Source organism: Vreelandella halophila (assembly GCF_009856365.1).
In the GTDB taxonomy this organism is placed as follows: Bacteria; Pseudomonadota; Gammaproteobacteria; order Pseudomonadales; family Oleiphilaceae; genus Halospina; species Halospina utahensis_B.
Genome location: NZ_WMEX01000002.1, coordinates 298672 through 319969, shown reverse-complemented (window position 1 = coordinate 319969; position 21298 = coordinate 298672). Strand labels below are relative to the sequence as shown.

Here is a 21298-nt window from a genome sequence, read left to right as displayed (position 1 = left end):
GAAATGACGGTAATGCCAACCCGTTGGCGGGGTAACGGCGGGCTATTCAGAACAGAAGGGCCAGAACTGCCAGAAATGGCGACAGCGGAACTCGGACTCACACTGCTTCAACTGGGCGTCATAACGCCAGGCCCGTTGCTCCACCTGCCGGGCGATTCTCTGGATACCCGGCTTGGACCGGTAGCTGCCCCGCTCATAGCCGGTCGGCCCCTGGTGGTAGGCCAGATAGAGATGCTCCGGATTGGACAGGGCAATGCCCTGACGCTCGTGGCTGCGCCGGTTGTACCAGCCAATGAAGTCCGTGGCGTGCTTCATGTGGGTACGCCGCGCGAACAGCCCGCCCGCGTCCTCCTCGTACTCCCCCCAGACCGGATCCTGGGCCTGGGCGTACCCGTACGCCGAGGACGAGCGGAACCAGGGAATGATGCCCAGAAGCCAGGGGCGCGGCGGCCGCACGTGGCTGCGGAAGGACGATTCCCTGTAAACAAACGCCATCTGCGTGGCGATGGGCGTACCCCAACGCTCTTCGGATGCCCTGGCATAGTCATACCATTCGGGCTGCTCCCGGAAGATCTCGCAGATGTTGCCCTGGTCCGACGGCGGGTCCGGCGCCAGCAGCGAACACCCCGCCAGCACGCCGGTCGCGATGATCAGCAGCACATACCGGACCATTGAGGTCATATGCGGCAACTCACTCAATCCACGCTAACGACCGCAGTATAGCAAGGGCGGAACGCGAGGAAATGGACTGATCCTGAACGGCCGGACATAAAATTTGGACAAGTGTCCGATTTTATGATTCGCTGCTCGTAATCTGATCAAAAACAACAAAAGAGAAGGATGAGGTCATGACCTATGACTACGTGATCGTCGGCGGCGGCTCGGCCGGGTCCGTGCTCGCCTCCAGACTGAGTGAGGATCCGGACGTCAGCGTCTGCCTGCTGGAAGCGGGCGGGCACGGCAACCACCTGCTGATCCGTGCCCCGGCAGCGGTTGTGGCCATGATGCCGGGCCACGGCAAAATCAATAACTGGGCGTTCGAGACCGAACCCCAGGCAAGCTTCAACGGCCGCCGTGGCTACCAGCCCCGGGGCAAGGGCCTGGGCGGCTCCAGCGCCATCAATGCCATGCTGTGCGTGCGCGGCCACCGCAAGGACTACGACCACTGGGCGGAGCTGGGCTGCGAAGGCTGGAGCTGGGACGAGGTCCTGCCCTATTTCCGCAAGTCCGAGAACAACGAAAACGGCGCCAATGCCGTCCACGGCGACAGCGGCCCCCTCCACGTCAGCAACCAGAGGTCACCGCGCCCCATCACCCGGGCCTTCATCAAGGCCGCCACCGAGTGCGGCCATGCCGAAGTGGACGACATCAACGACGGTGACAACGAGGGCGTCGCCCTCTTCCCGGTCACGCAGTTCCACAGCCTGGAGCGCAACGGCGAGCGCTGTTCCGCGGCGGCCGCCTACCTCCACCCGGTCATGGACCGCCCCAACCTGACGGTCATCACCGGCGCCCACGCCACCCGCGTCCTCACCGAGGGCAAGCGCGCCACCGGCGTCGCCTACCGGCAGGGCAAACAGGACCACAGTGTCCACACGCGGCAGGAAGTCCTGCTTTCGGGCGGCGCCTTCAACTCACCGCAACTGCTCCAGCTCTCGGGGATCGGGCGCCCGGACAACATCCAGTCCCACGGCATCGGGATGGTCCAGGAACTGCCCGGCGTGGGCCAGAACCTGCAGGACCACCTCGACCTGATCATGGCCTACAAGTCGACGGACACCGACACCTTCGGCTTCAGCATGGCGGGCTTCCTGCGGATGCTGCGCCAGATCCTGCAGTGGCGCCGGGACGGCACGGGGATGATCGCCACGCCCTTTGCCGAGGGCGCGGCCTTCCTGAAGACCGACCCCGCGCTGGACAAGCCCGACATCCAGCTCCACTTCGTGATCTCGATCGTCGAGGACCACGCGCGCCGGCTGCACTGGGGCCATGGCTTCAGCTGCCACGTCTGCGCCGTGAACCCCCACTCCCGTGGCGAGGTCTTCCTCAAGAGCGCGGACCCGCTGGCCGCACCGGGCATCGACCCGAAGTTCCTGGACGACCAGCGCGACCTGGACACCATGATCAAGGGCGCCCGGATGACGCGGGAGATCCTCCAGGCACCGGCGCTGGCGCCATGGCGCCAGAAAGAGCTGTTCGGCGTGGGTGATGGCATGAGCGACGCCGACTGGGAGCAGCAGATCCGTGCCCGCGGCGACACCATCTACCACCCGGTGGGCACCTGCCGGATGGGCCCGGAAGGCGACCCCATGGCGGTGGTCGACCCGGAACTGAAGGTGCAGGGCATGCAGGGGCTGCGCGTGGTGGACGCCTCCGTCATGCCCACCGTGGTCAGCGGCAACACCAACGCGCCCACCATCATGATCGCGGAAAAGGCGGCGGACCTGATCCGCTCCGCCCGGACCACTTAACACTGCAGGAACCAAAGGAACACCGACCATGACCAACGACAACGCGCACCCCGACTTCGAGGCCCTGCAGTCCCAGCTCGACACGCTCGCCGCCGCGAAGGACCAATGGGCCCGCACGACGCTGGATGAGCGCATCGCCATTCTTGAGTCGGTCAAGGATGCTCTTATGGGCGTCGCCGGTGACTGGGCCCGGCAGGGCGCCAGCGCCAAGGGCCTGTCGGGTTCCCCCCTGGAGGGTGAGGAATGGATGTCCGGCCCCTACGCCCTGATGGGCGCCTGTAACGGCCTGATCGAGACGCTTTCCAGGATGAACGGCAAGTCCTTCCTGCAGGATATTCCCCTGCGGACATTGCCCAACGGCCAGCTCGCCGCGCGCGTCACGCCCCACAGCATCTGGGACCGGCTCCTGCTCTCCGGCGTCAGCGCCGAGGTCTGGATGCAGGAGGGCATCACCAAAGACAACCTCGCCGCCCACACCGCCACCGCCTACGACACCCCGGCCGAGCAGCGCCAGGGCAGGGTCTCGCTGGTGCTGGGCGCCGGCAACATCGCCGCCATCGCCCCGCTCGACGTCTTCCAGAAGCTGTTCCTTGAGCACCAGGTCGTGATCCTCAAGATGAACCCGGTGAACGAGTACCTCGCCGGGGTCCTGGAGACCGCCCTGGCCCCGCTGATCGAACGGGACGCCCTGCGCATCGTGAAAGGCGGCGGGGATGTCGGCGCCTGGCTCACGGAACATGAGCTGGTCGAGGAAATCCACATCACCGGCTCCCAGGCGACCCACGACATGATCATCTGGGGCAAGGGCGAGGAAGGCGAGAAGAACCGTGCCGCCGGCACACCGCGCCTGGACAAGCGCATCACCTCGGAGCTGGGCGCGGTCTGCCCCACCATCGTGGTGCCGGGTAACTGGTCCCAGGCGGACATCCGCTTCCAGGCGGAACAGATCGCCACCCAGAAGCTGCACAACTCCGGCTTCAACTGCGTGGCCTGCCAGGCCCTGCTGATGCCGCGCGGCTGGGACCAGGAAGACGCCCTGATGCGCGAGCTCCGCGACGTCATCAGCCAGTCCGCCCGCCCCACCTACTACCCCGGCACCGAGGACCGTCTGGCGGCGTTCCGGGACCATGCCAGTGAGGTAGACGTTGTCAGCCGTGGGCACGCGCCGGAGCTGCTGATCAACAACCTTGAGGACCACGACCGGTTCCGCTCGAACGAGGTCTTCGCCCCGGCCTTCTCCGTGCAGCGCCTGGAGGCCCCGGACGCGGAGCAGTACCTGCGCAACGCCATCGAGTTCGCCAACAACCAGCTCCACGGCACCCTGGGCGCCAACATCGTGATCCACCCGGACACGATCCGCGCCATGGGCCGCGAGCGCTTCGAGGCCCTGCTGGCGGATCTGCACTACGGCACCATCGCCATCAACGCCTGGACGGGCCTGGGCTTTCTCAACACCGTCTGCCCCTGGGGCGCCTTCCCCGGCCACACCCTGGACGACGTCCAGAGCGGCATCGGCTCCGTCCACAACACCTTCATGTTCGACGCGGCCGAACGCTCAGTGGTGGAAGCCCCCTTCCGACCCTTCCCGCGCTCGGTCGCCAACGGCGACTGGAGCCTGCTGCCACGGCCGCCCTGGTTCATCACCAATACCCGGCAGCACAAGCTTGGTGAACTGCTGACCCAGTTCGAGTACAGACCGGCCTGGCACCGGATTCCCGGCATTTTCCTGAACGCGCTGATGGGCTAGGGTTCCGCGCTCCACGTGGATGGTCAGACGAGGTAGTAGGCATGAGCACGGTTGCCCCCGACAAACTGCAGGCACGCGCGGACCGCAAGACGCGCAAGCGCCAGGAGAAGAAGGACCAGATCGCGCGCAGTGCCATGCAGGCGCTCCAGGAGCTGGGGTACGCCAATACCAGCCTGCGCGACATCGCCGCCAGGGCGGACCTCTCGCTCGGCATGCTGCACTACTACTTCGAGGACCGGACCCAGCTGATCCTGCACTGCGTCTCGCTCTACAAGGCCGCGTTCATCTCCGGGCTGGAAGACGCACTCAGCGACGCCAGCGGCCGGGAACCGGTCATCAATGCGCTGGCCAACGCGCTGGCGACCTCCATCGTCGAGGACGCCTCCACCCATCGCCTCTGGTACGACATCCGCGGCCAGGCCCTGTTCGATCCGGCCTTCCGGCCCATGGTGCGTGAGCTGGAGGCCGCGCTGATCGGCGTGGTTGAGAGCGCTGCTGAAAAGACCGGATCGGCCCGCCCCGACATGGGCGAATTCGGCTACGCGCTCATCGACGGCGTCTTCCGCTACCAGATGCAGAACCAGCTCACGGGTACGCCCCGGGATCATCAATCGCTCGCTACAGAGATGCGAGCCCTGCTCGAAAAACTGTTCTAGACCCGCAAACCCCTGGACAACAGGAGACACCATGACAATAACAAAACCACTCCGGAAAACCCTGACGACCCTGGCCATGCTGACCCTGTCAGCGGGCGCTGCCCATGCCCAGGACGCCAGCACGCATACGGCGGAAGCCAACCGGGCCGTCCTGGACGTCCTGCCGTTCGAGGACCGCACCGACTTCGAGAACGCCGAGCGTGGCCTCATCGCCAAACCGGACAACAAGACGATCACCAACGCCGAGGGTGACGTCGTCTACGACATCGGCGCGTTCGACTTCCTCGCGGGAACCGAGGCCCCGGCAACGGCGAACCCCAGCCTCTGGCGGCAGGGCCAGCTCAACCGGATCTCGGGCCTCTTCAAGGTGACGGATGGCATCTACCAGGTCCGTGGTTACGACCTGTCGGTGATGAGCTTCATCCGTGGGGAGAATGGCTGGATCGTGATCGACCCCCTGATTTCGACCGAACCGGCCAGAGCCGGGTTCGAACTGCTCAAGCAGCATGTGGCGGACCTGCCGGTCAGCGCCGTGATCTTCACCCACAGCCACGCGGACCACTTCGGGGGCGTGAAGGGCATCATCTCGAAAGAGGAGGTTCAGGAACGGGACGTCCCGATCATTGCACCCGAAGGCTTCTATGATGCCGCCGTGGGCGAGAACCTGATTGCCGGCAACGCCATGAGCCGCCGCGCCAGCTACATGTTCGGCAACCTCCTGCCCAAGGGCCCGAAGGGCTCCATTGGCGCCGGCCTGGGCAACACCACCTCCGCCGGCACCATCACCATCCTCGAGCCCACCCGGGTGATCTCCGGCCCGCCGGCGGAGCCGATCGAGACGTCCGTGGACGGCGTCGAGATGACCTTCCTCAACACGCCCGGCGCCGAGGCCCCCGCCGAGCTGATGTTCTACCTGCCGGAATCCAACGCCATGATGCAGGCGGAGGAAATCAACCACGTCATGCACAACCTCTACACGCTGCGTGGCGCCAAGGTCCGCAGCGGCGACCTCTGGGCCAAGTACATCCACGAGGTCATCAAGCAGTTCGGGGACGAAGTGGAAACCAGCTTCGGCAGCCACCACTGGCCGGTCTGGGGCAACGCCGCCATCAATGAGTTCTGGCGCAAGCAGCGGGACACCTACCGCTACCTGCACGACGAAGTCCTGCGGCTGGCGAACAAGGGCCAGACCATGGATGAAATCGCCGAGAACATTGAGCTGCCCGAGAGCCTGGCCAGCGAATTCGCCAACCGTGGCTACTACGGGTCGGTCAGCCACAATGCCAAGGCCCAGTACCAGCTCTATTTCGGGTGGTTCAGCGGCAACCCCGCCGAGCTGAACCCCCTGCCACCGGTCGAGGAAGGCGAGAAATTCGTTGAGTACGCCGGGGGCGCCGAAGAACTGATCCGCAAGGCCCGCGCGGACTACGAGGCCGGCGAATACCGCTGGGCCGCGACGGCGCTCAACCATTTGGTCTTCGCCCAGCCGGACAACGAAACCGCGAAGGAACTCCTGGCCGATGTCCTGACCCAGATGGGTTATCAGTCCGAGAACGGTCCGTGGCGGAACTTCTACCTGACGGGCGCGAAAGAACTGCGCAACGGCGTGGCCGCGGGCATGATGCCCAACACCCGATCCACCGACATCATCCGAAGCTTACCCATCGATAAGTATCTGGATTACCTCGCGGTGCGCCTGGACCACCCCAAGGCTGCCAAAGCCAACGTGGACCTGGACCTCAACATCGTGATGCCGGATGTGGACACCCGGTTCACGCTCGACGTCGCCAACGGGGTCCTGAACTACGACATCGGGAAACAGGATGATGATGCCGACGCCACGGTCACCATCGACCGCGCCGTGCTGGACGCCATCAACCTCAAGCAACGGACCTTCCCGGAAGCCATGAAGGCTGGAGACATCGAAATCGAAGGCGACCAGGAAGCCTTCATGTCGTTCCTGGGTCTTCTGGACAGCTTCGATTTCGGCTTCAACATCGTCACGCCCTGAGCGGCGTGACCCGAGTCGATACGGAAGGAAAACTGGAGCGGGCGACGAGGCTCGAACTCGCGACTTTCAGCTTGGGAAGCTGATGCTCTACCAACTGAGCTACGCCCGCGAACGTGGACAGGGAACCACCCCGCGCCGGTGCTGTCAATCTCGAAAGGCATCAGAGCCCTGTGGTTCCCCGGATCGGAGAGTCAGAGAGCCCGCTTCACCACCATGCTTTTGAAGCGATACTGCCCTGCTCAAAAAACCTGCAGAGCGTCAATCTCAACTCATTGAATTTCTGAAATTTTAAGAGGTACAACTTGCGGGGTAGGCTCACACTTTATTAGATACAAATACCATACATGTTAGTGATTGTGTGCATATCCTCCCCAGTTATCATTTGAGTCATCTGGTTATCGAGGTTTTCTTGAGGCGGCTATGGCCAGTTCAAGTAAACCAATAGAGCAACGGATCCAACCTGACATAACTGAGTGGAGCGAGCGCCCATGGCCTTTATCGATCGTCTCTCTATGCGCGGCAAGATGCTTTCGCTGGCCTTCCCGGCGTTGCTCGTGATTCTCTGGTTTGCAACCACGGATATTTTTCAAAACTACAATGAGTATCGTGAGGGTTACGCGCTTCAAGGAATGATGGAACTCGTTGAGGCAGGGGCCCCCGTCATTGAGCACTTGCAACGGGAGCGGGGGCGCTCAGCGGTTTTTTTCGCTGCTGAAAAACAATCGAGTGACGCAGCGACTGCGATGCACAATCAACGTAAGCGCACCGATGACGCGACCCGTCGCTACCGAGAGGCGGTGAGCAAGCTTGAGGCGGTTTACAAGTTCCCAGACATGATCAAGGCCAATATTGATCAGGTTGCCCGGGCACTGGATGAACTGTCAGGAAAGCGTCGGGCCATCGACAATCATGATTTTTCTGCCGGTGAATCAGCGTCAACTTACACGAGCTTAATCACAACACTGCTTGAGCGAGAGCGCCAGATCGTTCGCCGGGCGACCAACCCTGGTATCACTCGTCAACTCTCAGCCTACTATCTGATCTCACAGGCAACTGAGATGGCTGGTCGCGAGCGAGCTGCAGGCGCCGGCATGATTCGCTCGAACAACGTCGATCTCGCTGGCAGCGCTCGAATTGCAGGCTTATTTGGGCGGCAGGAGGCCCTTTTCACTCAAGCGGGTGCAATGCTGGACCGGCAGGAGCGCACTGCTTTGGCTGAAAAGCTCGATAACACGGATGAAGCTACTATGGGGCAGTTACGGGAGACTTTGACGAGCGACCGAGAGGGCGTTGATGAGCTGAGCGCTGAGCAATGGTTCAGCACGTCAACGCAACGGATTGAAACACTTAACAGGATTGGGGAAAGCCTGCTCCAAGAAGTGAGCAGCCAGACTGGGTTGCTCCTCTCCAGCGCTTGGAAAGGGCTGGTCACTACCAGCGTCATTGCCCTAATCATCGTCGGTATCGTACTGACGCTGGTTGCGCTGATCACGATACAGATCAATCGCCAGGTCAGGGATCTACTCAATGGACTTAGCGCGGCAATGGAAAAGAAGGACCTGAGTACACCCTTGCCGGTTCAGTCGAACGATGAGATTGGCACCATCAGTACCAAGATCAATGAACTTTTTTCCCGGTTCGGGGAAGCTCTGCGCGGAATTGAAAAGGCGAGTGTTCAGTTGGCCACGGCAACAGAGGAAACCAGTTCAACGGCCCAAGAGAACGCGACTGAGGTCAAGAACCAGCAGCAGAATATTGAGCAGGTAGCCGCTTCCACCGAGGAAATGTCATCCACCTCCGAGGAGATTTCGCAAAATACCCAGCAGGTAGCGGATGCTGCCAGCAGCGCAACCGAGAAAAGCCAGAGTGGTGAGCAGGCATTGCGAAGCAGCGTCGAACGGATCACGTCTCTCGCCAACTCTGTCGATAATGTGAATTCGGTGATCAATGATTTGGAACAACGCAGTGGTTCCATTACCAAAATGATTGACGTGATCGGGCAGGTTGCGGAGCAGACCAATCTTTTAGCGCTCAATGCCGCCATAGAAGCGGCTCGGGCGGGCGAACACGGGCGTGGTTTCGCAGTAGTAGCCGACGAGGTGCGCAACCTCGCTAAAAAGACTCAGGAATCCACCAGGGAAATTGAAGGCATTATCAGTAGCTTCCAGGAGATTACCGAGAATGCCAGCCGATCCGTGGGGGAAAGTCATGCCTTGGCCAACCAAACCTGTGAGCAGGCGAAGGACCTGGAGCAGACGTTCGCGGAAATCCTCAATGATGTGAACTGTATCAGTGACATGAGCTCGCAGATTGCGACGGCTTCGGAGGAACAGGTAACGACTACCCGAGAGCTGGCGGGTCGTATGGAGTCGATCAGCGGGTCGGCAGTACAGACATTGAGCGGGGCTGAGGAAATATCAGGCGTTTCTTCTGAACAGGCTAAGCTGGCGCGCGAGCTTCAGGACATGGCCAATGAATTCAGCGTTTGCGAAGGATGATCGTGGGAGGGTGACCTGCCCCCACACCGGGCAAATTAGCGCGGCGTTGACACGAGCGGGCTGATGACAAAGGCAACCAGCCCACCACGGTCATCATAGCTGGAATCAAGATCGGGACTTACAAAGTTTACAGCGGCTTGTCTCAGTCAGGCAGCTCACCTTCCGTGCCCGAACTGTGGCGAAGCTCAGAAGGCCCTCGCTCAAAAACCGCTTCCCGGCTCGCATCCTTGCCCGCTGCTTTCACCTCATACATCAGCTTGTCCGCAGCCTTAAGAGCATCCTCGGGGGTACCCGGGGGTGTACGGAACGTCACCACGCCGCAGGAAATGGTCACGGACCACCCGCTATCATGCATGCTCTGTTTCATCTTGTGGAGCAGGTCTGCGATGGGTGACTGTATGGTTGTTGTACCCGTCTCCGGAAGCAATACAGCAAACTCGTCACCCCCGATGCGAGCGATAACATCCGTCTTGCGCAGCCTTCTTTGAGCCACCTCAACGATTTGTTGAAGTAGCTTATCCCCTTGCGCATGGCCATAGCGGTCATTCACGTCTTTGAAGTTATCAAGGTCAAGGTACGCGACTGAAAATACGCGCGCATGCCGGCTGGACCGTTCGATCTCGTAAAGAAGCTCGTTGCTGAAATGACGACGATTACCAACCCCAGTTACAGGATCTGTGGTCGACAGCACTTTTTCCTGCTCCAGTGCTTCATGAAGATCGTTCTTCTGGCGTTGCTCCTGGGACATATCCCGACAAATAGCCAATGCATAACGCCCATCCTCCAGGTTCAGTTGGTTAAGCATGATGGCAACGGTGATGGATGTCCCATCCTGCCTTCTTGCTCCCAGCCGCTCCCTGTTACCCATGGATCGGGCCACCGGGTTGTCCCAGTAGCGCTTCATGTGCTCGAAGTGGCCCTCCCGCAGGTGCTCTGGGATGAGCTCCTCAACGTTCTGAGCCCAAAGCCCATCCGCTGAGCCACTGAAAAGCGCCACCGCCATCTCATTAGCCCAGACAATGCCTCCATCGCTGTCGGCCAAAAGAGCCGCATCGGGTATGGTCGTGAGGAATTCACAGTACGTCTCAAGCGTTACGCGGATGTCCTGCCCCATGTCTGCTCTTCAATGCGGTGTCCTGTCTCAAAACCGGTTTGGCCTGCTGTTTCCGGCGCGCAAGCGCTGGAGAAGACCGATTACAGGGCGTCGGTACGTTCCTGCGAGGTTGACGGTTGATCCCGTTACGCAAAGCTTTGTTAAAGACTGAGCAACTGACGCCATTGGGATTCCGGAAGAGGCCGGTTGTAGTAAAAGCCCTGACCTAATGTGCACCCCAGCTCTTTTAAGACGTCGCCATGGTGCGCCGACTCCACCCCTTCGGCGACAATCTGGGCGCCAATCGCAACAGCGATTGCGTCTACCGCTTTAACAATGGCCCGACCATAGGCGCCGTCATCAAGCTGCCAGACAAAGCTTTTATCAATCTTGATTTCGTCAAACGGATAGTCTTTAAGGTAGCTCAGCGAGGAATAACCAGTCCCGAAGTCATCCAGGGACAGTTTCACCCCCATCGCGCTGAGTGTACGCAGGTCTTCCTTTAGAAGGTCACTGTGCTCCTCAAAGACGCTCTCGGTGATCTCCAGCGTGAGCTGGTGCGGATCAATCCCGAAATCCGTCAGCGCTTTCTCAACAATATCCGGCACAAATCCGAGCTGAAACTGGACCAGCGACATGTTCACCGACACCGGCCTTACGTCGAGCCCGGCGTCCTGCCAGGCTCGGAGATCGCTGCACGCCTGACGCAAAACCCACTCGCCGATAGGCCCAATGAGCTGGCTTTGCTCGGCGAGTGGAATAAAGTCGCCCGGTGCTATAAAGCCCCTATGGGCGTGTTGCCACCGCAGCAATGCTTCCGCAGCCACAACCGCGCCGCTCGCCAGGTCCACTTTTGGCTGGTAATAAAGCATCAACTCATCGCGCTCTATCGCCTGACGCAGCTCGTGGGTTGTAGCAACCGTCGCGCGGGTTTGACGTTCCAACACCCTGGTGTACTGCGTCCAGGTGACGGACAGATTCTGCTGGCTTTGGCGCAGTGCCAGCTCTGCATCATTCATTAACGCCTGCGCCTCGCGCGCCGCGGACCCGATACGCACATAGCCGAATGAGACACTGATAAAGAGCACGAACCCACCGACCTCGAATGGGGCGTTAAAAACTGCCTCCAGCCGCTGGCGCCAACGCGCGGGCGTGTGCTGCCTGTCAACGGCCACGAGGACGAGAAACTCGCCACCTCCTGGGCGGGCCACCAGATTCGACTCGCCCACCTCTGCAGCCAGGCGCCGTGCTGCTTCTTCCAACACCTGATCACCGATCACGTAACCCTGAGCGTTATTGATTTCCCTGAGTCCGGAAATATCGATCGAAACGATCAGGCTGGCTGGGTGCAAACCAGCTCCAGACCGAAGCTCGTCCAACTTCCACGCGAACCCTTCACGCGACAAAAGGCCGGTCAGACGGTCCTGATAGGCGGCTCTTTCGACCGCCTTCCGGGCGTTATTGAGTTCCGTGTTGTCATTGATCGCAGCGACCACACGCAGCTGGTGCTCATGACCAAACCAGCTCAGCCCGACTTCCGCATCAAACTCGGTGCCGTCCTTGCGTACGCCCCGGACTTCACGATTGACGCCCATCCGCCTGATGGAAGGTTCAGCCGAGTACGCGGTACGCAATTGTTCGTGCTTGTGCCTTGAGGCCTCCGGAACAAGCGCTTCAACGGCCATGCCCGTCAGCTCGTCCACGGAATGACCGAAAAGTCGGCTGGCTTGAGCGTTGGCAAGGGTGATCGTGCCGTCTCGCTCAACCACTAGCATGCCCGTTGGAGCCGCCTGGATAATCCGATCCAGATCCTGTTCGGCATCCTTGAGAGCTGTTATCTCCTGCGAGACGCCAAACCACTCCAGCAGATGGCCGTCATCGTCATGGACTGGCGTGAATCGGTCCTGAAACCACCGCGGTGATTCACTTCCGGCGGGAAGCTGATAGACCACTTCAAAGGGTTCGACGGTCTGCAGCGCCTCAACCCACCTGTGGTGATAAGTTGCCGCTGCCTCTGGTTCCAAAGCATTGCGTATGGTCGCCAGCTCCGGCGTTTCGCTAGACGGTGGCAGTCCTGCGAGCGCCAGCCATGCCGGGTCCACACTCTGGACCTCTCCCTCCGCATTCATGTGCCATATATAGCTTGCACCACTCTCAATCAGACTTTCGTACCGGCGCTTTTGCAGATCCAGCGATTCAAGCGCCGACTGCTCCCTGGTGACGTCTTCCTGGATGCCAATGACATGGGAAATGGTCCCGTCACTGGTGCGAATGGGCCGCAGACGGAGCCTGTTCTGGAAAGCCTCGCCGTTGCGGCGAATATTGGTCAGCACCGTGGTGCAGTCCACGCCGCGAGCAAGCGCGCTCCGGATGCTTTGAATGCCGGGCTGATCCTGTAGGTGACCCTGAAGAAAACGGCAGTTGCGACCCAGTGTTTCGGCGCGCGTATAGCCCGTAAGACGTGTGAAGGCGTCATTGACATAGATGAGGGGGCTGTCTTCAAGGTTGGGGTTGGAAACAGTCACGCCACATTCCACTTCGGCCAGCGCCGACGCGAGAAACGGTGCCTGTCTGACCACCGTCAACTGACTGGCTGTTTCAGTGGCAAGTGCGTGGGCAAGCGCCACCGCGCGATCAAGGTCCGCTGAATGGCGCATGGCAAAAGCCAGAACGGTGGCCGGCTCGTCCGGTAAGATCCCCAAAGGCTCAACAGCAAGGACCGCCGCTTCATCCATTGTGCCATCACCAGGCGGTTCCTCTGTTCTGGGCAGTGCATCTGCCAGTGCACTACGGACAGCTGCAAGTTGAACCAGGCGCTGCCCCATGCTTTGATCACCAGCGCAATCCACGGGCGATTCATGGCCTTCGACAATCACCGCAGCACACACAACATCGAACACCTGAAAAACAGCTTCAGCAAGATCGCTCAGCAGCGTGCTCGATTTCTGTTCCATCGTCATCCATCACTCCAGACAACTGTTGCTTAAGGGGCGTTCGCCGGGAAAGATCCGTTACTTTTGCAGCTTGAATTGACGGACCACCCCTTCAAGCCGATGAACCATCTCTTCAAGGGCATCGCTGTTGTTACGAGTGCTTTCCGCGATGGCGGCACTGGTCTGTGAGTTCTCGTGGATCTGATTGACCCGATGAGTCATATCCGCCGCCGTGCTGGATTGCTCTTCGGCCGCCGTCGCAATCTGGTTGGCCATATCCCGGATCTGCTCAACGTTGGCCTCAATGCTTTGAATCCGCTCGCTGGAATCCTGAGCCTGCAGCTGAACCTTCTCCGCAAACTGGCAGCTCTGATCCATTGCCTGAACGGTTGATTCGGTACCAGAGCTCAGCGAGTCAATGGTCGAACGGATCTCCTTGGTGGACTCGCTCACCCGGTGCGCGAGCTGACGGACTTCGTCAGCAACGACGGAAAACCCTCGGCCGCTCTCGCCCGCCCGTGCCGCCTCGATCGCCGCATTGAGCGCCAGAAGATTGGTCTGATCCGCAATGCCGGTAATCACATCAACCACGCTCGTTATGGATAGAGCCTGCTCACGCAGCCTCTGGACTGACTCGTTCGCGTTATTGACCTCCTCTGCCAACGACTCCATGGCCTGAGAGGTCTCCAGAATCGTCTGGCTCCCAGCCTTGGCCTGCTCTGAAGCCTGGCTTGCACGATCCGACGCTTCACTGGTGTTGGCTGATACTTCTTCAACGGTCGAACTCATTTCTTCCATGGCCGTGGCGACCTGTTGGATCTCGTTTTCCTGCTGCCCTGCCGCCGTTTGTCCGGATTCAGCGGCTTCTCTGGCGTCCCTCGCCGACTGCGTCAACTCACCTGTCAAATCTTCGACCCTTCCCCTCAGGGCCTCCAGTTGCGATTGCCGCATCGCCAGCGCCACTCGGGCCTGTGCCATCAGGTCATTGCCATTTCCATAGACCTGGGCTCCCAGATCATTATCAAACACGGCCTTGCATTCGTTCTTAAAAGTCCGGATCTGCCCGGCAACCCTGAGACACAGTGCCCCCGCTGCCAATGCACCCAGCAACACAATCGCCGCGCTTACTGCGGTATGACTGCCCCCAAAACCGTAGCCAGCGGCGAGCGCGGCGATGACCGCGCCGACACCGGCGCCCAGCATTTGCCACCCCATGCCAAAGCGCCGGCTCAAAGGCATTGAACGAGCCCCTCTCTTCATACGTCTGTATGCCGTCAGGGCGTTCTGTTTAAGTCGTTCGCTGGGCTGTGTGCGAACCGACTGAAAACCAACCTGCTCCCCGTCTTTATAGATCGGGGAGACATAGGCGCTGACCCAGTAATAGTCACCGTTTTTGCAACGGTTTTTGACAAGCCCCATCCACGGTTTACCCGATTTCAGCGTTTCCCAGAAATTGGCATAAACGGCTTCCGGCATATCCGGATGCCGAACAATGTTATGAGGCTGTCCTTCCAGTTCATCCCGGGAAAAACCCGAAACCCTGATAAACGTGTCGTTCGCGTCCTCGATAACACCACGCAGGTTGGTCGTGCTGATCAGGCGTTCGTCTGACCCGAAAGTCTCTTCTCTGTCGGTTACTGGCATGTTCTGGCGCATGACGGCTGTTTCCTTTGTGGTACAGGGCTGATCAAAGAGTGCCAATTGCACTTACCTACCATCTACAATATTGACCCTATATCCAACTTTTGCACCAAGAACGCCAAGCGCTTTGTGTGTGATCTCTGTAACCGGGCCTTGAATCCATCGGTGCGTGATCGCGGACTACCTGCGCTAATGTGTAACAAGCCTTAGAGACCACGCTTCTTAGGGCACTGGGTTACAAATCCTTATTGTCGGTGTTTGCCTGACGTTACGACGGTTGCACATACATCGATCAGGTCTGCCACTAACCTCTTGCGGCAGTCCACGCGTATCAACTTTGGTTCGTGTGCTCTAAAAAGCGGGAAAATGACTCATGCAGACAATGATCGTTGGAGCAGGCTCCGGTATTGGCAGGGCTTTGGCATTTGAGATGGCAGGCAGGGGTCATGACCTGATACTGGCAGGAAGAACGCAAGGGCATCTGGAAGATATTGCCAGCGAGGTCAGCTCCGGACACAACTCAATAGAGGTCGCAATACGCAGGCTGGACCTGGCAGAAACGGAACAATGTCAGGCCCTTTGCTCAGAACTGCGCAGCACCACTGAGCGCATCAACAACTTCATCTATTGTGCAGGTGTCGGAAAACCGGCTGGAGGATTCAGGGATTTCAATCCAGCGGATCTCCAGGAGGCGCTAACCATTAACACCGTCGCGCCAACAACCCTCATACACGGCTTACTGCCAGTCCTGTCTGGTGACCATCCGCTGAGTCGGATCGTCCTTATCGGGGCTGGTATGGATCGACGCATTCAGCCGGGCACGCTAAGTTATGGCGTGAGCAAAATGGCATTGAGGCGCATTTTCGAGCAGCTTTCCGTTTAGCTCGTTCCGGATGAGGGCGATCCAGCGGTCAGCCTGTTCCAGCCCGGCCTGGTGGATACACCTGGAATCCGGGATCACCTGAGCAAAGCCAGGTTCTTCAACCTGCCCCACGCGGGATGGCTGGACCAGCGACTGAAGTCTGGGGACAGCATGAGCGCGGAGCAGGCGGCAAGCGCGATCGCTCACACGCTCCACGAGGTGCCAATTACGGACTTCCACGGAACAGTTTTTCATGGCGCGGATCTGGTGGATACGCTGTCTTTCTCCGCAAGCTGACACCGACTCACTCAATAGTCGACAAGCTGGATCTCTCGACTACTGAGTGAGTCAGTGTGCTCTGGCCTCCCGCCCTGCTGTTCAGCCAGGGGGAATAAAACGGCCCGACGGTTCGGCTCTTCCTGACCGCCCCTGGTGCTTTACTCCTTGCTGTCGCCGTTGGACGATGGAATCAGAGTTTTCCTGCCGGCTGCCTTCCGGATGCTGTCGAAGACCGGGGTGTTCACGGTAAAGACGGTATCGTATTGCTCCGTCACCAGAAGCGCGTCTTCCCCCTTGTCACCGGCGTAGAAGTGATACTGCCGGGGTGCGCCCTCCCCGGTGCCAATGCGGGTGGTCAGGGCGGGCTCACCGTCCGGTATGCTCCGGTCACCGGCTGCACCCGAGATCCTCAGGGCGGCAATCCGGCTGACCAGATCCGCCACCGCCTTCGGGTTCGCCTGGCCGGCATCCTCAGTGCCGGAGACCGTCCACTTACGGCCCGCTCCGTCACCTTCACCGTTGCTGGCTTCTTCTGGTGCCGCCCGCTCAAGCCGGAGGTCGTTGACCTCCAGGGACTGGATCCTCTGCTGGTCCAGGCTCAGCAGGTCCTTGGCCAGCCACTGGTCCGCCTCGAGGGGCATCATGTGGGTGCCCACGCCGACCCGGTAGACGCTGGTCTCCCCCTCGCGGCGGGCGTAGATCTCGCCGGCGCCGGGGGTGTCGCCGAAGAACAGGACCCGCCTGCTCTCGGAGTCCGCCAGCGGCAGCACCAGGCGGCGCTTGTAGTCGTCCCCGGCGACCCGGAAGCGCTGCGCGGCCCCTCCCGAGGTGGCCACCGGCAGCCCGGTACTGGCCTCGCGCAGCCCTTCAAGCAGCCGGGTGACCTGGTCCGTGCCGGCGGGCAGGTCGTTCAGGGCGGGAATGCGCCACTCCTCCCCTTTTCTGGTCAGTTGGACGCTGCTGCCTTCCGGCCCCTTGAGTTCAAGGCTCGACACGGCTTCGGCGGCCACGCTCAGGAAGGGCCCGCCATCGGCCGCCCCGGTGGTTCCGGTGGCGGGCCAGTAGGCCACCGCCACGGCAACCACCTGAATCACCACGAGCAGGCTGAGAATCCGGATTGCTTTCGCCATGGCTTACACCTCCGCCTTGATCGTCCGGTAGAACGCCTCATCACGCCGCCGCACAAGGCGCCGCCACAACCAGATCACGAAGAGCCCGAGGCCACTGAGGGCGTAGTTGCCGTACTCCCAGTAGCGCTTGCTCTGCGGGTCCAGCGGCACCAGCGTGCGGGCCTCGTGGCTGCTGCCGCGCAGCGCGAGCAGGGCCGGGTCCTCGAACGACCAGGCCACGGTGTTGCGCAGGAACGTCAGGGGCTTGCTGTACAGCGAGCCGCCGGTCTGCGACAGCAGCTGGAGCGTGGCGTCCGAGCCGAAGGCGTTGCTGGCCACCAGGACCAGGCTGGCGGATTCGGGGGACTGCTCGATGACCCGCGTGTAGCTGGGCGAGTCGCTGCCCTTCTCCGGCTTCGCCTGTTGCTCAACCTTCTTATCGCCACTGTCACCCAGCAGGGGCGAGGGCTTACCAGCAAAGAAGGAGTCAAAGCGCCCCTTGATGCTGACCGCCATGGGCTGCGCGCCGACCTGCTCAGATTGGGCGAAGCCGGTCTCGGGGTAGGTCTGGAAGTCCGGCAGCACCGAGGCTTTCTTCTGCAGCCATGTCTGGCTGGAACTGTGCAGCAGCTCTGTCACCGCCCGGTCGCTGTTGGCTTCGGAATCCACCCTGATGGGCGAGGCCCAGGTCATGGTGAGCTGGTTCATCTGGGCCGTTATGGGCGAGCCCGGGTTGAGCTGGTTTCCGCGCAGGTCCGGCGCGAAGGGATAGGGCTGCATCCGGATCTCGCGGAACCGGCGGCCGGAGACCGTCCGGGTCACCGGCAACGGCACGGTCGCGTTGCGTCCATCCGCCACCAGCCGGTCGCGCACGGTCAGGCCATGGTGCTGTAGCCACTCGCTGACCCCGGAGTCATGCCGGCTGGCCCGCAGTGACCGGCCGACGGTGACCTGGTAGGGCGAGGTCGCCATCACAACGTTGCCGCCGCGCATCAGGAACTGGTCGATGGCGAACAGCTGCTTGTCGCTCAGGGTCTCCGGGGCCATCACCATCAGCAGGTCCGTCTGCGGCGGCACCCGGCCGTTACTGAGCTGGCTGGTCTCCACCTGCCGGGATTCGGACAGGGCGTTATTCAGGCGACTGAAACGCGGCCCCATGGCAGCAGCCCTCCGGCGGCGGCGCCGGCTCTGGTCGTTCGGGGTCACCAGGGTGACCGTCTCCAGGGCACCGGGGGTGACGCGCTTGAGCGCCGCCTCGATGTTACGCCGCAGGGCGGCCTTGGTGAGCTTGTCCGGCAGCGTGACCTCAACCTGCTGGTCCCCACGCTCCAGGAGCAGATGGAACCAGAACGGGTTGGGGTCATTGAGCCCGGCCACCAGGGGTTTCAGGCCCAGTTCACCGGTCAGGCGGTTCTCGACCTCCGGGTCCGGTGTCACGACCTCGGTGGCCAGCCCACCGTTCGACTCCTTACCCAGGGTCTCGAACAGGCCGCCCAGATTCCCACGGAGTTTGGCCAGGGGCTCAGGCAACTGATCCGCGGATGAGGCGTAGGCGGTCAGCCTGGTGTCGCCGTCCAGCCGGGCCAGCAGATTGCCCCCGGCCGCGTACTTGCCGGCGAGCTTCCGGATGGCGCGGGTGATCTCGTATTCCGGGTTGTTCAGCGCCACATCAATCCCGCTGCCCGTGTCCCGCTCGACGCGGATCAGGTCCCGGAAGCCCAGGGTTTCATGCTGGTTGCCGTACTCGATCACCACGTTGAAGTAGGCGTTGACCACCGAGGACTCGTACCGGCTGCTGGTCTGGAACGGCACCGGCTCCACGCCGTAACGGCTGGCCGCGCGCTTTTCCGCTTCCTTGTTCTCGGTCGGGTCCACCACGCGGACCCGCACCCGCCGGTCGGTCATCACCGCGTATTCGTTCAGCAGGTCCCGGAGCCGTGGCACCAGCGGCGACAGCATGGGATGGGTCTTGTCCGAGAAGTAGGCGCGGATGGTCACCGGCTCCTGCAGGCGTTGCACGCTCTCCAGCGTGGTGGCGGAGAGGGTGTAGCGGTTGCCCTCGGTCAGGTCCACCCGCAAGTTGTTGACCGGCGCCAGCCAGACGTTCACCAGCAGCAGGTTCGCCAGCACCAGCACTGTGGCCGCGCCCCAGAGCCGGTGGTTGCGGTTGCGGGGGTTGCCGGCCCAGCGCAGCCGCTCCAGGGACAGGCGGTTGAGGGCCAGGAAGACGCCGGCAATGGTGAGGTAATAGAACAGGTCCCGGATATCGAGCACGCCCCGGGTGATGTCATCAAAGCGGCTGCCGGTGCCGAAGTGTTCCAGCCAGTGCCCGATGCCGTACCCGAACAGGCCGGTGATCACCGGCGCCCCGATGACGTAGAGCACGCCGCAGGTGGCCGTGGTCAGGATGAGCGCGATCACGGCGTTGCTGGTCAGGCTGCTCATGCACAGGCCAATGGCCAGGTAGGCCAGCCCGAGGAAGAGGGTCGCCACATAGCCGCCGATCACGGGGCCCCAGTCCAGCGGGCCGAGCAGGGAGACCGTGATCGGCAGGGGCAGTGTCAGGCCAAGGCCCACAATGAGCAGGGCCAGCCCGGCCAGCAGCTTGCCCGCGATCAGGCTGCCGGGGCTGACCGGCACGGTCAGCAGGGTCTGGAACGTGCCGGAACGGCGTTCCTCGGACCAGCTGCGCATGGTCAGCGCCGCGACGAGGAAGATCAGCAGCAGCGGGAACCATTCGAACAGGGGGCGGAGGTCGGCGGTATTGCGGGCAAAGAAGGCCTCGCCCCAGAAGAAGATGAAGTGGACGGCCACCAGGAACACGCCCAGGAGCAGGTAGGCCGCCGGCGAGGCGAAGAAGCTGCGGAATTCCTTTCGACACACCTGGAAGGTCTCACGCATGGGAAGCCTCCTGGATCACGCTCTCGAACAGGGTTTCCAGATCCCGCCGACGGGGCTCGACGGCGTGCACGCTGAAGCCGACGCCCACCAGGGCGTTAACGGCGGCCGGCACGGCCTTGTCCGTTCCGGAGAGCCGATAGCGGTGACCCTGATGATCGGCTCCCCTATCGATGACCTCCGTCACGCCGGACACGGATTCGAGGACGGCAGCAGGATTACCACTGCCGGAAATCACCATGTCCACGCCCTCGGACGCGGTGAGATCCACCAGCTTTTCATCCACGGCCAGGCTGCCGCTGCGCATGATCAAAACCCGTTCGCAGACGGCCTGCACTTCCTGCAGCACATGGGTGGAAAGGATGACGGTGGCGTCCTGGGCCAGGTCCCGGATCAGGTCGCGCATCTGGTGGATCTGGGCGGGGTCCAGCCCGTTGGTAGGCTCGTCGAGGATCAGCAGTTCCGGTTCATGGAGCAGCGCCTGGGCCACGCCAACGCGCTGCTGATAGCCCCGGGAAAGGGTGTCGATACGGTCCCCGGCTTTCTCGGCCAGGTCCGTGCGGCGGATGCTCTTGGCAATCGCCCGGTCGCGTTGCTCAGGCGGTATACGGCGCAGTTCAGCCATGTACGCCAGGTAGTCGATGACAGTCATCTCGGGCCAGAGCGGGCAGTTCTCCGGCAGATAGCCGATGCGCTGCTGGATGGCGGCGGTGTCCTGGCCCATGACGAGGTCGTCCAACCTTACGGTTCCCGAGGTCGGCTCCAGCGCGCCGGTCATCATCTTCATGATGGTGGTCTTACCGGCCCCATTGGGCCCCAGCAGCCCGACCACTTCGCCGCGCTCGATCCGGAACCCCACTTCCCGGACCGCCGTCAGCGCCCCGTACTGTCTCGTCAGGTGCTCGACTTCAATCATCCGGTGGTCTCCCTGTTTCGGAATCGGATAACCTGCTGGCCGGGGGAATCGATTCCCGGCGGCCGGATTTCAAAAGAATCGGGCGAGACGTTTCAAGAGGTATTACAGAACTGAAATGGGAGAAAAAAGCCTGCCGATAGAAGAGCTTACCCAACGGATCAGGCAATGCCGCGTGTGCCGCGAC

13 protein-coding genes and 1 tRNA gene are annotated in these 21298 nt (G+C 61.5%); 6 read left to right on the top strand and 8 right to left on the bottom strand.

Annotated elements, in window-relative coordinates; all coding sequences use genetic code 11:
• Window positions 1–42: 42 nt before the first annotated feature.
• Window positions 43–681, bottom strand: a complete 639-nt coding sequence (locus GLW01_RS04785) for a lysozyme-like domain containing protein (protein WP_202405566.1) — start codon at window positions 679–681, stop codon at window positions 43–45.
• A gap of 167 nt (window positions 682–848) precedes the next feature.
• On the opposite strand from GLW01_RS04785, the gene GLW01_RS04780 reads away from it, so the two are divergent.
• Genes GLW01_RS04780 through GLW01_RS04765 form a run of 4 tightly spaced genes read left to right on the top strand, consistent with a single transcriptional unit; the run spans window position 849 to window position 6885 of the window.
• On the top strand, window positions 849–2471 hold the full coding sequence (locus GLW01_RS04780; protein ID WP_160898307.1) for a GMC family oxidoreductase: 1623 nt from the start codon (window positions 849–851) through the stop codon (window positions 2469–2471).
• Window positions 2472–2499: 28 nt separating this feature from the next.
• On the top strand, window positions 2500–4218 hold the full coding sequence (locus tag GLW01_RS04775; RefSeq protein ID WP_160898306.1) for an aldehyde dehydrogenase family protein: 1719 nt from the start codon (window positions 2500–2502) through the stop codon (window positions 4216–4218).
• Window positions 4219–4259: 41 nt separating this feature from the next.
• Window positions 4260–4874, top strand: a complete 615-nt coding sequence (locus GLW01_RS04770) for a TetR/AcrR family transcriptional regulator (protein ID WP_160898305.1) — start codon at window positions 4260–4262, stop codon at window positions 4872–4874.
• Window positions 4875–4905: 31 nt separating this feature from the next.
• Complete coding sequence (locus GLW01_RS04765; protein WP_237416488.1) at window positions 4906–6885, top strand: alkyl/aryl-sulfatase; 1980 nt, start codon at window positions 4906–4908, stop codon at window positions 6883–6885.
• A gap of 33 nt (window positions 6886–6918) precedes the next feature.
• Here GLW01_RS04765 and GLW01_RS04760 read toward each other — a convergent pair.
• Window positions 6919–6994, bottom strand: a tRNA-Gly gene (locus tag GLW01_RS04760).
• A gap of 379 nt (window positions 6995–7373) precedes the next feature.
• Here GLW01_RS04760 and GLW01_RS04755 point away from each other — a divergent pair.
• Complete coding sequence (locus GLW01_RS04755; RefSeq protein WP_160898304.1) at window positions 7374–9383, top strand: methyl-accepting chemotaxis protein; 2010 nt, start codon at window positions 7374–7376, stop codon at window positions 9381–9383.
• Between the two features lie 142 nt (window positions 9384–9525).
• On the opposite strand, the gene GLW01_RS04750 is transcribed toward GLW01_RS04755, so the two are convergent.
• The 3 genes from GLW01_RS04750 to GLW01_RS04740 all read right to left on the bottom strand — a co-directional run bounded on the left by GLW01_RS04750 (window position 9526) and on the right by GLW01_RS04740 (window position 15065).
• Entirely contained in the window at window positions 9526–10497 is a 972-nt protein-coding gene (locus tag GLW01_RS04750) for a GGDEF domain-containing protein (protein WP_160898303.1), read from the bottom strand.
• Between the two features lie 140 nt (window positions 10498–10637).
• Complete coding sequence (locus tag GLW01_RS04745) at window positions 10638–13436, bottom strand: EAL domain-containing protein (RefSeq protein ID WP_160898302.1); 2799 nt, start codon at window positions 13434–13436, stop codon at window positions 10638–10640.
• 51 nt (window positions 13437–13487) lie between these two features.
• The gene (locus GLW01_RS04740) at window positions 13488–15065 is read right to left on the bottom strand and encodes a methyl-accepting chemotaxis protein (protein WP_160898301.1); all 1578 of its coding nucleotides are present in this window, start codon (window positions 15063–15065) and stop codon (window positions 13488–13490) included.
• Between the two features lie 358 nt (window positions 15066–15423).
• Here GLW01_RS04740 and GLW01_RS15485 point away from each other — a divergent pair, with 358 nt between their 5' ends.
• Entirely contained in the window at window positions 15424–15933 is a 510-nt protein-coding gene (locus GLW01_RS15485) for an SDR family NAD(P)-dependent oxidoreductase (protein WP_202405565.1), read from the top strand.
• A 416-nt stretch (window positions 15934–16349) separates the two neighbouring features.
• Here the strand turns inward: GLW01_RS15485 and GLW01_RS04730 are convergent, their stop codons facing one another.
• The 3 genes from GLW01_RS04730 to GLW01_RS04720 are packed head-to-tail and all read right to left on the bottom strand — an operon-like array spanning window position 16350 to window position 21114.
• Window positions 16350–17321, bottom strand: coding sequence for a DUF4340 domain-containing protein (locus tag GLW01_RS04730; RefSeq protein WP_160898300.1), 972 nt, complete (start codon window positions 17319–17321; stop codon window positions 16350–16352).
• A gap of 3 nt (window positions 17322–17324) precedes the next feature.
• Window positions 17325–20201: a Gldg family protein gene (locus GLW01_RS04725; protein ID WP_160898299.1), complete on the bottom strand. Its 2877-nt coding sequence runs from the start codon at window positions 20199–20201 to the stop codon at window positions 17325–17327.
• Window positions 20194–21114 carry an ABC transporter ATP-binding protein gene (locus GLW01_RS04720; RefSeq protein WP_160898298.1) on the bottom strand — a complete coding sequence of 307 codons (921 nt, stop codon included), beginning with the start codon at window positions 21112–21114 and terminating at the stop codon, window positions 20194–20196. The genes GLW01_RS04725 and GLW01_RS04720 overlap by 8 nt, the downstream gene beginning before the upstream one ends.
• Window positions 21115–21298: the final 184 nt, after the last annotated feature.